General features: G+C 63.7%; 15 protein-coding genes. 6 read left to right on the forward strand and 9 right to left on the reverse strand.

What is annotated here, in order from left to right:
• The first annotated feature begins 16 nt into the window (after positions 1-16).
• Together HU230_RS28610 and HU230_RS28615 are read left to right on the forward strand one after the other, a co-directional pair.
• Complete coding sequence (locus HU230_RS28610; protein ID WP_176528925.1) at positions 17-904, forward strand: TauD/TfdA dioxygenase family protein; 888 nt, start codon at positions 17-19, stop codon at positions 902-904.
• Between the two features lie 220 nt (positions 905-1,124).
• Positions 1,125-2,153 (forward strand): IS110 family RNA-guided transposase, encoded by a 1,029-nt coding sequence (locus tag HU230_RS28615; RefSeq protein ID WP_176528479.1) that lies wholly within the window; start codon positions 1,125-1,127, stop codon positions 2,151-2,153.
• Positions 2,154-2,455: 302 nt separating this feature from the next.
• Here HU230_RS28615 and HU230_RS28620 read toward each other — a convergent pair whose 3' ends face one another.
• Entirely contained in the window at positions 2,456-3,115 is a 660-nt protein-coding gene (locus HU230_RS28620) for a YqgE/AlgH family protein (protein WP_176528924.1), read from the reverse strand.
• Positions 3,116-3,172: 57 nt separating this feature from the next.
• Positions 3,173-3,316: a hypothetical protein gene (locus HU230_RS28625; RefSeq protein WP_176528430.1), complete on the reverse strand. Its 144-nt coding sequence runs from the start codon at positions 3,314-3,316 to the stop codon at positions 3,173-3,175.
• Here HU230_RS28625 and HU230_RS28630 point away from each other — a divergent pair.
• From HU230_RS28630 to HU230_RS28645, 4 genes are all read left to right on the forward strand, one after another.
• Positions 3,252-4,088 carry a protein-disulfide reductase DsbD domain-containing protein gene (locus tag HU230_RS28630; RefSeq protein ID WP_176528923.1) on the forward strand — a complete coding sequence of 279 codons (837 nt, stop codon included), beginning with the start codon at positions 3,252-3,254 and terminating at the stop codon, positions 4,086-4,088. The two genes, HU230_RS28625 and HU230_RS28630, sit on opposite strands and share 65 nt — an antisense overlap.
• A gap of 258 nt (positions 4,089-4,346) precedes the next feature.
• Positions 4,347-5,738, forward strand: a complete 1,392-nt coding sequence (locus tag HU230_RS28635) for an oligosaccharide flippase family protein (RefSeq protein WP_224943673.1) — start codon at positions 4,347-4,349, stop codon at positions 5,736-5,738.
• Positions 5,739-5,873: 135 nt separating this feature from the next.
• Complete coding sequence (locus tag HU230_RS28640) at positions 5,874-6,158, forward strand: hypothetical protein (protein ID WP_176528922.1); 285 nt, start codon at positions 5,874-5,876, stop codon at positions 6,156-6,158.
• Positions 6,151-6,420, forward strand: a complete 270-nt coding sequence (locus tag HU230_RS28645; RefSeq protein WP_176528921.1) for a hypothetical protein — start codon at positions 6,151-6,153, stop codon at positions 6,418-6,420. The genes HU230_RS28640 and HU230_RS28645 overlap by 8 nt, the downstream gene beginning before the upstream one ends.
• A 91-nt stretch (positions 6,421-6,511) precedes the next feature.
• Here the strand turns inward: HU230_RS28645 and HU230_RS28650 are convergent, their stop codons facing one another.
• The 7 genes from HU230_RS28650 to HU230_RS28680 form a co-directional block, all read right to left on the reverse strand.
• The gene (locus tag HU230_RS28650) at positions 6,512-7,300 is read right to left on the reverse strand and encodes a 3-hydroxybutyrate dehydrogenase (protein WP_092118875.1); all 789 of its coding nucleotides are present in this window, start codon (positions 7,298-7,300) and stop codon (positions 6,512-6,514) included.
• 12 nt (positions 7,301-7,312) lie between these two features.
• Positions 7,313-8,497, reverse strand: coding sequence for a DUF3734 domain-containing protein (locus HU230_RS28655; protein ID WP_176528920.1), 1,185 nt, complete (start codon positions 8,495-8,497; stop codon positions 7,313-7,315).
• Positions 8,498-8,659: 162 nt separating this feature from the next.
• Complete coding sequence (locus tag HU230_RS28660) at positions 8,660-9,157, reverse strand: CAP domain-containing protein (RefSeq protein ID WP_076860877.1); 498 nt, start codon at positions 9,155-9,157, stop codon at positions 8,660-8,662.
• 299 nt (positions 9,158-9,456) lie between these two features.
• Entirely contained in the window at positions 9,457-10,506 is a 1,050-nt protein-coding gene (locus HU230_RS28665; RefSeq protein WP_176528919.1) for a sulfate/molybdate ABC transporter ATP-binding protein, read from the reverse strand.
• Positions 10,496-11,458 carry a sulfate ABC transporter permease subunit CysW gene (cysW, locus tag HU230_RS28670; RefSeq protein WP_420831757.1) on the reverse strand — a complete coding sequence of 321 codons (963 nt, stop codon included), beginning with the start codon at positions 11,456-11,458 and terminating at the stop codon, positions 10,496-10,498. The genes HU230_RS28665 and cysW overlap by 11 nt, the downstream gene beginning before the upstream one ends.
• Before the next feature lie 8 nt (positions 11,459-11,466).
• The gene (cysT, locus tag HU230_RS28675; protein ID WP_234600289.1) at positions 11,467-12,252 is read right to left on the reverse strand and encodes a sulfate ABC transporter permease subunit CysT; all 786 of its coding nucleotides are present in this window, start codon (positions 12,250-12,252) and stop codon (positions 11,467-11,469) included.
• An 87-nt stretch (positions 12,253-12,339) separates the two neighbouring features.
• A complete protein-coding gene (locus HU230_RS28680; RefSeq protein WP_176528918.1) occupies positions 12,340-13,329 on the reverse strand; it encodes a sulfate ABC transporter substrate-binding protein in 990 nt (329 codons plus the stop codon).
• Positions 13,330-13,522: the final 193 nt, after the last annotated feature.

The raw sequence follows: 13,522 nt of genomic DNA on the forward strand, positions 1-13,522 counted from the left end.
ACGGGGAGATGCGCCAATGACGGTCCTGATCCGGCAGCTTCACAAGCATTTCGTCGGCGAGGTCTCCGGCGTCGATCTGCGCAAGCCGCTGACGAAGAAGGAAGCGATCGACATCGAGGCCGGCATGGACAAATACGCCGTGCTCATCTTCCACGGCCAGGACATCACGGACGAGCAGCAGATGGCGTTCGCGCTGAATTTCGGCGAGCGCGAGAACGCGCGCGGCGGCACGGTGACGAAGAAGGAAGACTACCGCCTCTCCTCCGGGCTCAACGACGTCTCCAATCTCGGCAAGGACGGCAAGCCGCTGCCGAAGGATCACCGCACCCATCTGTTCAATCTCGGCAACTGCCTGTGGCACTCCGACAGCTCGTTCCGGCCGATCCCGGCGAAATTCTCGCTGCTGTCGGCGCGCATCGTCAACCCGAAGGGCGGCAACACCGAGTTCGCCGACATGCGCGCGGCCTATGACGCGCTCGACGACGAGACCAAAGCCGAGATCGACGACATGATCTGCGAGCACTCGCTGATGTATTCGCGCGGCTCGCTCGGCTTCCTCGACTATACCGACGAGGAGAAGGAGATGTTCAAGCCGGTGCTGCAGCGCCTGGTGCGCACCCACCCGGTGCACGGCCGCAAGTCGCTGTATCTGTCCTCGCATGCCGGCGCCATCAGGGGCATGAGCATGCCGGAGGCGCGGCTGCTGCTGCGCGATCTCACCGAGCACGCCACGCAGCCGGAATTCGTCTATGTGCACAAATGGACGGTGCATGACCTCGTGATGTGGGACAACCGCCAGACCGTGCACCGGGTGCGCCGCTACGACCAGTCGCAGCCCCGCGACATGCGCCGCGCCACGGTGGCCGGCACCCAGCCGACCGTCGCGCAGGAGGCGGCGGAGTAGCCGGCGCCAGTCGTAGCCGTCGTAGTTAAACCGACGCTGTCGTCCCGGGCAAGCGAAGCGCGACCCGGGACCCATAACCACAGCTGTGCGAGATTGCGCGAGGGCTACGGCCCCAGCGCTGTGCTGCAACTATGCTCTGTGGTTGATGGTGTGGACGGCCCCCTACGGCATCAGTGTGCCAGAATGAGGTTGTTGTAAATCTCAGACAAGGAGACCGTCCGTGAGAGAGATTATCCGTATTGGGATGGATACGTCGAAGCATATTTTTGTGCTGCATGGAGTTGACGCGGCGGAACAGCCGGTGTTGCGCAAGAAGCTGTCGCGCAAGCAGGTGCTTGAGTTTTTTGCCAAGCTTCCGCCGACCGTGATCGGGATGGAGGCCTGCGGGGCGGCTCATTACTGGGGGCGCGAGCTTGGCAAGCTTGGCCATGAGGTGAAGCTGATAGCGCCGCAGTTGGTGAAGCCTTATGTGCTGCGGAACAAGAACGACGGGCGAGATGCGGATGGGGTGTGCGAAGCGATGGGCCGACCGCGGATGCGGTTTGTGCCGGTGAAGAGCGCCGAACAGCAGGCCGCGCTGATGCTTGCAGGTGTCCGCGATGGGCTGATCGGCCGCCGTACCCAGCTCAGCAATGCGATCCGCGGCTACGCGGCGGAGTTTGGCCTGATCGCGCCGAAGGGGTTGGACAAGATCGAGCCGCTGTTGGCCCGGATCACGCAGGACGAGAGCGTTCCCGCTATGGCGCGCGAGCTGTTCGCCATGCAGGGCCGTGACTATGCGCAGTTGCAGGGTGAGCTGAAGGCGGTCGAGGCCAGGCTGCTGGCCTGGCACCAGGCCAACGCCACAAGCCGTCGTCTGGCCCAGATCCCCTCGGTCGGTCCGATCATCGCGACCTCGCTTGTGATGAAGACGCCGGACCCGCACGCCTTCCGCTCCGGCCGCTTGTTCGCGGCCTGGCTCGGCCTGACGCCCAAGGACCATTCCACCGCCGGCAAAACCAGGCTCGGCAAGATCACCCGCGCTGGCGACGAGACCCTGCGTCGCCTGCTCGTGGCCGGGGCGACCGCGGTGATCCGGCAGGCAAGGCTCGGGCGCGGCCACCCCTCGCGCTGGCTCGTGGCGTTGCTCAGGCGCAAGCCGCCGAAGCTTGCGGCCGTGGCGCTCGCCAACAAGGTGGCCCGCATCGCCTGGAAGCTGATGGCGACCGGCGAGAGCTATGATGCCGCACGCATGAACGCTGTCACCTAACAGGTCGGCCGGCCGGACGTAGCGCTCGCCGGACGAACCGGAGCTGCAAGAGCAGATGGAATGATCGATCGATCCAGAACGCGAGACAAGCCGCGGGACCCATTGGCCTTCACAAGGTCGCCAGGTTGTTTGGCACTCGCGTCGCGGAAACCATCTTGGCCCAGCGATCAACACGATCGCATCAAACAGGCCGGACATATGGATGACAGCGATCCGACCAATCCCAGAAAGCTCTTGTGCCACGAGGGCCGTCCACATATGGGTCCCGGCTTTCGCCGGAACGACACTGTGGGTGTGGCGCGCTACGCGTGCCCGGCGTCGTTCGACAGCATGCCGGCTTCGATGCCGATCTTGCGCAGGGCGCGCGCGTATTTCTCGTCGACATCGGTGCCGAAGATCAGCTCCGGATCGGCATCGCAATGCAGCCAGCCATTGTGCTGGATCTCGTTCTCGAGCTGGCCCGGCGCCCAGCCGGCATAGCCCAGCGCGAGGATCGCGTGCTTGGGACCGGAGCCCTTGGCGATCGCCTTGAGGATGTCGACGGTCGCGGTGAGCGAGATGCCGTCGTCGATGTTCAGCGTCGCATCCTGGATGTAGAAGTCGCTGGAGTGCAGCACGAAGCCGCGGCCGGTGTCGACCGGGCCGCCCTTCATCACCTTCATCATCTCGGCGTTTTCCGGCAGCGTGATCTGGTCCGACTTCTCGATGATGTCGAGCTGCACCAGCAGCCCCGGGAAATCGATGCTGCCGGCCGGGCGATTGACGATGATGCCCATCGCGCCCTCCGACGAATGGGCGCACATGTAGATCACGGAGCGTTCGAAGCGCGGGTCGTTCATCACAGGCATCGCGATCAGCATCTGGCCATCGAGATAGCCATCTTCGGTGGCATGGGGACCGACGGCCGGGCTTCTGCCGGCGGCGGTCTTGCGAGTCTTGCCTGTTTTGCCTTCAGGGCGCATCCGCAAAGGCCTCTCCTGCTGATTTGGCATCCTGATATTGGGTCGCGGTTCTGTCAATCAACCTTCGGCCGCCGTGCGGCGATGCATCACAAGCAATTCAATGGTTTGCCACGAAAGTTGCAGGTAAAGACGTCTCATGATCGTCACAGTTCCCATGCGTGCCGCATTTGCCGGTGCCGCCTTGCTTTCCGTCGCTTCCATGGCAACGGAGGTTCGCGCCGACGACGCCTCGCCGTGGCAGCAGGACACGCATTCGGCCGTCAGGCTGCTGGCGGGATCGCGCAGCGGCGCGGTGCTGCTCGGCGGCATCGCCTTCCAGTTGCAGGACGGCTGGAAAACCTACTGGCGCACGCCGGGCGATTCCGGCGTGCCACCGCGATTCGATTTCTCCAGGTCGGACAATGTCGATGCGGTCACGGTGATGTGGCCGGCGCCGCACCAGTTCGACGACGGCGCCGGAGGTACCTCGCTTGGCTACAAGCACCAGGTGGTGCTGCCGCTGCGCATCGTGGCGAAGAATCCTGACAAGCCGCTGGTGCTGCGCGCCGACATCAACTACGCGGTGTGCGAGAAGCTGTGCGTGCCGGTGGAGGCGAAGGCCGAGCTCGCATTCGCCAGCGTCGCCTCGACCGAGGACGCCGCGCTGTCGGAAGCGCTCAACGCGGTACCGAAGCCCGCCAATATCGGCGACCCCACCCCGGTCACGATCCGCGACGTCAAGCGCGACGGCAACAACGTGCTGGTCGATGTCGCGGCGCCCGAAACCAAGGACCTCAGCCTGTTCGTCGAGGGACCGACGCCCGACTGGGCGCTCCCCGTACCCAAGCTCGTCGAGCATGCGCCGCCGGGCGTGAAGCGCTTCTCGTTCGAGCTCGACGGGTTGCCGCCGGGTGCCAAAGCGGACGGCGCCGCGCTGAAGCTGACGCTGGTCGGCGGCGACAAAAGCTACGAATTCAATATCAATTTGAACTGACGCCAGAGGTCGTTCCAATAGCGTCGTCCCGGCCTGGTGCGCAATTGCGCACGGGAGCCGGGCCCCATACTCCGCGGCTGCCGTGTGAAGCACGCTGGGGTTCAAGGTGTGCGCACCAATTGTTCCCTGTGGTTATGGGCCCGGCTTTCGCCGGGACGACGCCTGGGTTCAGAGCATCCGTCACCCAACCCAATCTTAACGTTTCGTTGATAGATCGGGAGCCATTGCCGCCTTGCGGCGCTTTAGGAATTTTCCGCCTTGGCTGTGATGGAAGCACAACCCGCAACCCCTGCGCCATCGGGCCCGGTCGCACGCCTGCGCGGCCTCGCCGCGCGCCTGCTCGGCGGCACCAAGGAGGCCTCGGTCACCAAGCGCCTCGCCGGCATGATCTTCGTCATCCGTGTCATCAGCGCCGCCATCGCCTATCTCGCGCAGATCCTGCTGGCGCGCTGGATGAGCGGCTCGGACTACGGCATCTATGTCTATGTCTGGACCTGGGTGCTGCTGCTCGGCAGCACGATGGATTTCGGCATCGCGCCGTCCTCGCAGAAGATCATCCCGGAATATCGCGCACACGGCGACCTCGCCGCGCTGCGCGGCTTCCTCTCCGGCGGCCGCTGGGTGGTGCTTGCCGCGTCGAGCACCGTGGCACTGCTGCTCGCCGGCGTGATCCACCTCGCCTCGCCCTGGATCGACCCCAACGCGGTCGTGCCGCTCTATATCGGCTGCCTGACATTGCCGCCCTTCGTGGTCGCCAACACCCAGGACGGCATCTCGCGCGCGCATGACTGGATGCAGATCGGCCTGATGCCGCAGTTCATCGTGCGGCAGGGACTGATCATCGCGCTCACCGCCGGCGCGCTGGCGCTCGGCCTCAATCTCGGCGCGACGGCTGCGATGATCGCGAGTGCCGCGGCCGTGTACATCGCGGCGATCGGCCAGATGATCGTGCTGAACCGCCGCCTCGCCGCCCATCTCGGGCCGGGCGAGAAGACCTACGACGTCAGGGGCTGGTTCGCGATCTCGCTGCCGATCATGCTGGTCGAGAGCTTCTATCTGCTGCTCGGCTACACCGACGTGCTGATGCTGCAGCAATTCCGCTCCTCCGAGGAGGTCGGCATCTACTTCGCCGTGGTGAAGACGCTGGCGCTGGTGTCATTCGTCCACTACGCGATGTCGGCGACGACGGCGCACCGCTTCGCCGAATACAATGCGCTCGGCGACAAGGACCGGCTGTCGGCCTATGTCGCACACGCCATCAGCTGGACGTTCTGGCCCTCGCTGCTTGCGACCATCGCCCTGCTCGCGCTCGGCAAGCCGCTGCTGTGGCTGTTCGGCCCGAAATTCGTCGACGGCTACAGCATCATGTTCGTCGCAGCGATCGGGCTCGTGGTACGCTCGGCGATCGGGCCGGTGGAGCGGCTGTTGAACATGCTGGGACACCAGAGCATCTGCGCCACGGCCTATGCGGTGTCGTTCTTCATGAATGTCGGGCTCTGCATGACGCTGGTGCCGCGCTATGGCGGCATGGGCGCGGCGGCCTCGACCTCGCTGTCGCTGATCTTCGAGACGATCCTGCTGTTCTACGTGGTGCGCTCGCGGCTCGGGCTGCACGTGCTGGCGTTCGGGAAGGCCCGGTCGGCACCGTAGCTTTCCGCTAGAGCTCTTCCATTCCGATTGAATCGAAAGGGGGGCTCTAGATTCTTGTTTTGACGCGTTTTCTTCACGCGAACCGGTACCCACTTCGCTCGAAAACGCTCCAGATGCGGTATATATTTTGCCGTTATGAGCGCCGCCGAACTGAAAGACCTGTTTGATCGCATACAGTCCTGGCCGAAATCGGCGCAGGACGAGCTTCTGTCGCTGGCAAACGCCATCGAAGATGGACTACTGGCTCATCGGCACGTCGCGTCTGAGGAAGAGTTGCAGATCACCGAGGCCGCAATCGCGTCCATCGAAGTCGCCCCCGACGCCGGCTCTGGCGCGGATGAGGATGACATCCTGGAGAACATGAAGCGGTTGGTGGCCGAGAAGCCAACATCGTCGAAGGAGAGCGAGTCGAATGCCTAACGGCAAGCACGGCGATCATCCATACACCGATATCGTTGTCCATAAAGCCGACATCTATTCTCCGGTTGCCGCGGCTCTCGTCCGTGAGATTGCGACACTGGCCGACGACAAGACCCGGCGGGCGCTGGCCGACCTGCTCTATGAGAAGTTCAATCCGTATGATCGCCCCGACGTCCATGCGTTGGAGCGCCACCTCGCCACTCTCCGTGATAATCTTCGAAAAGATGCCTCGGCCCGAGGGTTTGAAGTGGACAATAAGTGAGACCGCGTTTGTCGGATGCATAAAAGCAAAAGCCGACCCTGATCCAATCAGGGCCGGCTTATTCTTTGGACTGACAAATCCCGCCGGAAAACTACTCCGCCGTCCAGCCGCCGTCGATCGAGAGATTGGCACCGGTGATCTGCGCGGCGTCGTCGCCGCACAGGAACAGCGCCAGTGCCGCGACCTGCTCGGAGGTGACGAACTCCTTGGTCGGCTGGGCGGCGAGCAACACGTCCTTGATGACCTGCTCCTTGGTCATGTTGCGCGCCTTCATGGTCTCCGGAATCTGGTGCTCGACCAGCGGCGTCCAGACATAGCCCGGGCTGATGCAGTTGCAGGTGATCTTGAACTGCGCGAGCTCGAGCGCCGCGGTCTTGGTGAGGCCGGCGATGCCGTGCTTGGCCGAGACATAGGCCGACTTGAACGGCGAGGCGACCAGCGAGTGCGCCGATGCGGTGTTGATGATGCGGCCCCAGCCGCGCTTCTTCATGCCGGGCACCGCGGCGCGGATGCCGTAGAACGCCGACGACAGATTGATCGCGATGATCGCTTCCCACTTCTCCGGCGGGAATTCCTCGATCGGCGAGACGAACTGGATGCCGGCATTGTTGACGAGGATGTCGACCGAACCGAAGGTCTTCTCACCGAGCGCGATCATGTCGGCGATCTCGGCCGGCTTGGTCATGTCCGCTGGCGAATAAGCCGCCTTGACCTTGAAATCGGTCTCGATGCCGGAACGCTCCTTCTCGATGTCGGCCGGCACACCCATGCCGTTGAGCACGATATTGGCGCCGGCGCCGGCGAAGGCGCGCGCATAAGCCAATCCGATGCCGCTGGTCGAGCCGGTCACAACGGCGGTCTTGCCTGTCAACGTACCCATTGTTCTTCGCTCCTATTTGCTTGCAGGGGACTTCGTTTCAGGGGGCGTGGGTTCGTCCCCCGTGAGGTCGTAAGTCACCATGGTTTCGCCGGACTGTGGCCGTTCTAGCCATTCTTTGTGACGCATCGACAAATGCACGTCGCGGACGCCCGCACCCCAGTGCTCGACCATCGCAACATGGGAGAAGTCGTAGTCCTTCGACGAGCTCTCGTAATTCTTGCTCTTGTAGATCAGGTGAACCACCGTGACGGTGTTCTCCTTGGACGCCTTGCGCAACAGTTCGACCGACGGATCGTTCTTCAAATAATCGGGCAGCTTGCCGATCAGGTCGCGCACCGCCATGCGGGCGTTGTGGATCTGCCTGTTCTTGTCGGTGTTCATCCGCGTCCGGCTGGAAAAGCGGATGTCCTTTTCGCGCTCGGCGGCTTCCAGCAGCGTCTCCGGCACCGGCCCGCGCGCGCTGAACAGGTCGACCTGGAAGATCAGGAGATCGCGGTCGGTCTCCTCGTCGAGCACGAAGTCGAGCGGCGTGTTGGAGGCGATGCCGCCGTCCCAGTAATGCTCGCCTTCGATCACGACCGCGGGAAAGCCTGGCGGCAAAGCGCCCGAGGCCATGATGTGCTCGGGGCCGATCTTCTTGCCGAGCTTCTTGAACTCGTAATTGTCGAAATAGCGGAAATTGCCCGAGGTGACGCCGACCGCGCCGACCGACAGCCGCGTCTTCAGATCGTTGATGCGATCGAAGTCGACCAGCCGCTCCAGCGTCTTCTTCAGGGGGGCCGTGTCGTAATAGCTCAGCGACTGCGAACTGCCGGGCGGCCACAGCGGCGCCGGCGGAATCCGCGGCGTGAAGAAGCCGGGCACGCCGAAGGTCGCGATGATGGCGGCGCTGGTCTCGTTGAACAGCGAGCGGGCGCGCTCATGCTTGGAGACCGGATTCCAGGGCACCGGCGCCGACACCATATCCCAGAATTCCTTCAGCCGCGGCACACGGTTGGCCGGCTCATTGCCGGCGATGATCGCGGCATTGATGGCGCCGATCGAAATGCCGGCGATCCATTCCGGCTCGAAGCCTGCATGGCAGAGCGCCTGAAAGGCGCCGGCTTGATAGGAGCCCAGCGCACCGCCGCCCTGAAGAACCAGCACACGCTGCCCTTGCGCCGGCGTCGAGCCGGGCGCGGAATCCGAAGTATCCATTCGTAACCGTTCGGTTCAAATGACTTGAGGGCGCACCGTGGCGACTGTTCGCAGCCGCGTCAATCAACGAGATGGAGGGCTCTCTGTTTGAGCATGATCTTCTCGGAAAACCGCTTCACACTTCTCCGGATCATGCTCTAGATCACGCGGAATTTATCGAGATCAGGTTGCCGCCAAAATGAGCGTCCAGAACACCTTGTATTTGGTATTCGGAGCATAAACGGCCGCGATGCCCATTTTTGTGACACCGCTCTTGAGCATATTGGCCTTGTGCGGCGGCGAATCGCGCCACCCCGAAAAGGCTTCCGCCAGCGTGTGGTAGCCGGCCGAGATATTCTCGACCGCCACGGTCGCCGGATAGCCGCCAGCCTCGAGCCGCTTGCCGAGCGGGGCCTTGACGTCATGGTCCATCTTGTTGCGGGCGGCCATCGCCTGCGACTGCTGCTCGGCGAGCCTCGTCAGGTCGGGATCGACCACGACGGTGCCGAGACCGTTGTTCTGGCGGTACTGCGAAAACATGATCGCGGCGGCCTGGCTGTCCAGCACGGCACCGGGCTGCGCCATGTTGAGATACATGGCCGGTTCTTCCGGGATTTTGGTGTCTGTGCCGCAGCCGGCAAGCACCAGAAGCCCGAACAGGGCGACCGTCGTCCGTTTCACTACTGAAAACCCCCAAGGTTGGCCCGCCGTTGTTGCATACCAACCGTGGCTGAATGGTGAACAGGGGCTAACTTTTGGCCATCAATAGCCACCGATCTCCGGGAACAGTCGATTCGCCGAGCGAAGTCCCGGATTTCGCTGCGCTCCATCCGGGCTGCGGAGCTTCTCCCTCCCCTGAAAGGGGAAGGTCGGGATGGGGGTCGGCCACAGGCGACACTGGATGTGGAGAGCCCCACCCGCTTTGCTCTGGCGAGCAAAGCGACCTCCAAGGGGAGGTTTGAGCATCCGTGCTTCGGAGCCTACTCCTGGGCGGCAAAGATCCGGTAGCGGCGGGGCTGCAGCGAGACGATTTCGCCGGCCTGGAGCTCGCGGTCGCGGGGGGCGTCGATCTCGATCACGGTCTTGCCCTCGCCCCCCGACAGGGCCACCTCGGCGCGCTGGATCGGACCGAACGAGCGGACATGCCGGATGGCGCCTTCCAGCGCCCCGGTTCCCGCCGGACCGACCGCCATGTCGTGGCGGCGGACGAACAGCTTGGCCGCGCCGGACGCGGCACCCAACGCCGGAATGTTCAGCGGACGGCCGTCGAGCCGCACCGCGTCGCCGGCAACATCGACCTGCAGCACGATGGACTCGCCGATGAAGCCGTGCACGAAGGCGGTCGCCGGATTGTCATAGACCTCGCCGGGCGAGCCGATCTGCTCGATCTTGCCCTTGTCCATGACCACGACGCGGTTGGCGACTTCAAGCGCCTCCTCCTGGTCGTGGGTGACAAAGATCGAGGTGACGTGGATCTCGTTGTGCAGCGAGCGCAGCCATTGCCTGAGCTCCTTGCGCACCTTGGCATCGAGCGCGCCGAACGGCTCGTCGAGCAGCAGGATCCGCGGCTCGATCGCAAGCGCACGCGCCAGCGCGATGCGTTGACGCTGACCGCCGGACAACTGGCTCGGATAGCGATTGGCGAGCCAGTCGAGCTGCACCAGATCGAGCAGGTTCTTGACGCGGGCGCGGATCGTCGCCTCGTCCTTGCGGATCGCGCGCGGCTGCACGCGCAGGCCGAACGCGACGTTCTCGAACACCGTCATGTGGCGGAACAGCGCGTAGTGCTGGAATACGAAGCCGACCTGACGCTCGCTGGCACCGCGCGAGAGCGCATTCTCGCCGTCGATCGCGACCTCGCCCGAGTCAGGCCAATCGAGGCCTGCGATGATCCGCAGCAGCGTCGTCTTGCCGGAGCCGGACGGGCCGAGCAGCGCCAGCAGCTCGCCGTCGGCGACCTTGAGATCGACATTGTCGAGCGCGGCAAAGCTGCCGAACTTCTTTACGATATTCGTGACTTCAATCGCCATCGGGCACCTCTGGCTCGTCGAGCCGCCGCTCGAGAACGGTTTTCGCCACCAGCGTGATCAGCGCCAGCATCGCGAGCAGCGACGCGATCGCGAACGACGCGACGAACTGATATTCGTTGTAGAGAATCTCGACCAGGAGCGGCATCGTGTTGGTCTCGCCGCGGATGTGGCCGGAGACGACGGACACCGCACCGAACTCGCCCATAGCGCGCGCGTTGCAGAGCAGGACGCCGTAGAGCAGGCCCCATTTGATGTTGGGCAGCGTGACGCGGAAGAAGGTCTGCAGGCCGGAGGCACCGAGCGAGATCGCCGCCTCCTCTTCCTGGGTGCCCTGCTCCTGCATCAGCGGGATCAGCGCGCGCGCCACAAAGGGGAAGGTGACGAAGATCGTCGCCAGCGCGATGCCGGGTACCGCGAACAGGATGTGGACGTTGTGCGCCTGCAGCCATGGCCCGAAATAGCCCTGCGCGCCGAACAGCAGCACGAAGACCAGGCCCGAGATCACGGGCGAGACCGAGAACGGCAGGTCGATCAGCGTGATCAGGAAGGTCTTGCCCGTGAATTCGAATTTCGAGATCGCCCAGGCCGCGACCACGCCGAACACGAGATTGAGCGTGACCGAGATCGCCGCGACCAGCAGCGTCAGTTTGATCGCAGCGAGCGCCTCCGGCTCGGCCAGCGCCGCGAAATAGGCGACGATGCCTTTCGAGAAGGCCGACGCGAACACGACGACCAGCGGCAGCACGACGAAGATGCTGAGGAAGGCGATCGCCAGCGCAATGATGATCAAGCGGATCGGACCCGGCTCGGTGCGCGGGTTGCGCCGCGCCGCGACCGGCTCGGCGCGCGCGATCTCGAGCCGCGGCGCTGGGGCCGCAACGCTGACATCGGTCGCGGGCGCGTAGGTCCGCAGCTGCGTGGTCGAGGTCGCCAATCCCGTCTGCATCGACATCTCGAACCTCAATGCACGGGAATGCGGGCTTGCGCCCAGCGCTGCAGCCGATTGATCAGGAAGATGATCAGGAACGAGGCCACCAGCATCACGACCGCGATCGCGGTGGCGTCGGCGTAGCGGAATTCGGACAGCCGGATCACGATCAACAGCGGCGCGATCTCGGAGACGTTGGGCAGATTGCCGGCGATGAAGATCACCGAGCCGTATTCACCGATGGCGCGGGCAAAGGCCAGCGCAAAGCCGGTGAGCAGCGCCGGGATCAGGCTCGGCAGGATGACGCGAAACACGGTGTGCCAGCGATTGGCACCGAGGCTTGCCGCCGCCTCCTCGATCTCGGGATCGAGATCGATCAGCACCGGCTGCACCGTGCGCACTACGAACGGAATGCCGATGAAGATCATCGCGATGAAGATACCGATCGGCGTGAACGCGACCTTGATGCCGAGCTCGGCGAGCGGCGCGCCGAGCCAGCCCTTCTGGGCAAACAGCTGCGTCAGCGCCACGCCTGCGACCGCGGTCGGCAAGGCAAACGGAATATCGACGATGGCGTCGAACAGCCGCCGGCCCGGAAAACGGTAGCGCACCAGCGCCCAGACGATGATGGTGCCCATCACCAGATTGACGCAGGCGGCCGCAAACGAAAGCCCGAACGAAATCTTCAGGGCGTTCAGGGTGCGGCGGCTGGTGACGATGGTCCAGAACTGATCGAGGCTGAGCTCGAACGTCTTGAGGAACAGCGCGGCCAGCGGAATCAGGATGATCACGGAGAGCCATGTCAGGGTCAGCCCCATGGTGAGACCGAACCCCGGCAGGGTGCTGCGCCTTGCTACCGCTGTGCTCACAATTCCCCCTGTTCGACCAAAAACGCGATATCTCGATCAGTTCTTGTAGATCTGATCGAAGATGCCGCCCTCGGCGAAGTGCTCCTTCTGCGCCTTGGTCCAACCACCAAAAACGTCGTCGATGGTGAAAAGTTCAACCTTGGCGAAGGATTTTTCGTACTCCTTGGCGATCTCGGGATCGCGCGGCCGGTAGGAATTGCGCGCGGCGATCTCCTGGCCTTCCTTGGTGTACCAGTACTTCAGATAGGCTTCGGCGACGGCGCGGGTGCCCTTCTTGTCGGCAACCGTGTCGACGACGGCGACCGGCGGCTCGGCCAGGATCGACTGCGCCGGGGCCACGATCTCGAACTTGTCCGGCCCGAATTCACGAAGCGCCAGAAAGGCTTCGTTCTCCCACGCGAGCAACACGTCGCCGACACCACGCTCGACGAAGGTCACGGTCGAACCGCGTGCACCGGTGTCGAGCACCGGGACGTTCTGATAGAGATCGGCGACGAACTTCTTCGCCTTGTCGGTCGAGCCGAATTTCTTCTGCGCATAGCCCCAGGCGGCGAGATAGTTCCAGCGCGCACCGCCCGAAGTCTTCGGGTTCGGCGTGATCACGGCGACGCCGGGCTTGATCAAATCGTCCCAATCCTTGATCCCCTTGGGATTGCCCTTGCGAACCAGGAACACGATGGTCGAGGTATAGGGCGAGGCGTTGAGCGGCAACCGCTTCTGCCAGTCGGTGGCAATGAGACCCTTGCCCGCGATCGCATCGATGTCATAGGCCAGCGCCAGCGTGACGATATCCGCCTGCAATCCGTCGATCACCGAGCGCGCCTGCGAGCCCGAGCCGCCATGCGACTGCTTGATCTCGACGCTCTTGCCGGTTTCCTTCTGATAGGCCGCGGCGAACGCCTTGTTGAAATCGACATAGAGCTCGCGCGTCGGATCGTAGGACACGTTGAGCAGCGAATAGTCGGCCGCGAAAGCCGAGCTCGCCCACAACAATCCCGCGACCAGCGGCAGCATACGACGGATCATTTCTGTCTCCATTCAACCTGAGAATGTCAGGGAACACGCAAGACATCACTCACGGTGAAGTGGCCCTAAGTCAACGAAACCGGTTTTCTTTGTTTTCAGCGGCGCAGCGCGCTTGTGCTACGAACTCGCCGCACCGCGAAGGCTTTGTCGCGTCGCCAGATCGCGATGAAGCGTCATCGCGATCGAGCGCGGT

It is taken from the genome of Bradyrhizobium quebecense, assembly GCF_013373795.3.
In the GTDB taxonomy this organism is placed as follows: Bacteria; Pseudomonadota; Alphaproteobacteria; order Rhizobiales; family Xanthobacteraceae; genus Bradyrhizobium; species Bradyrhizobium quebecense.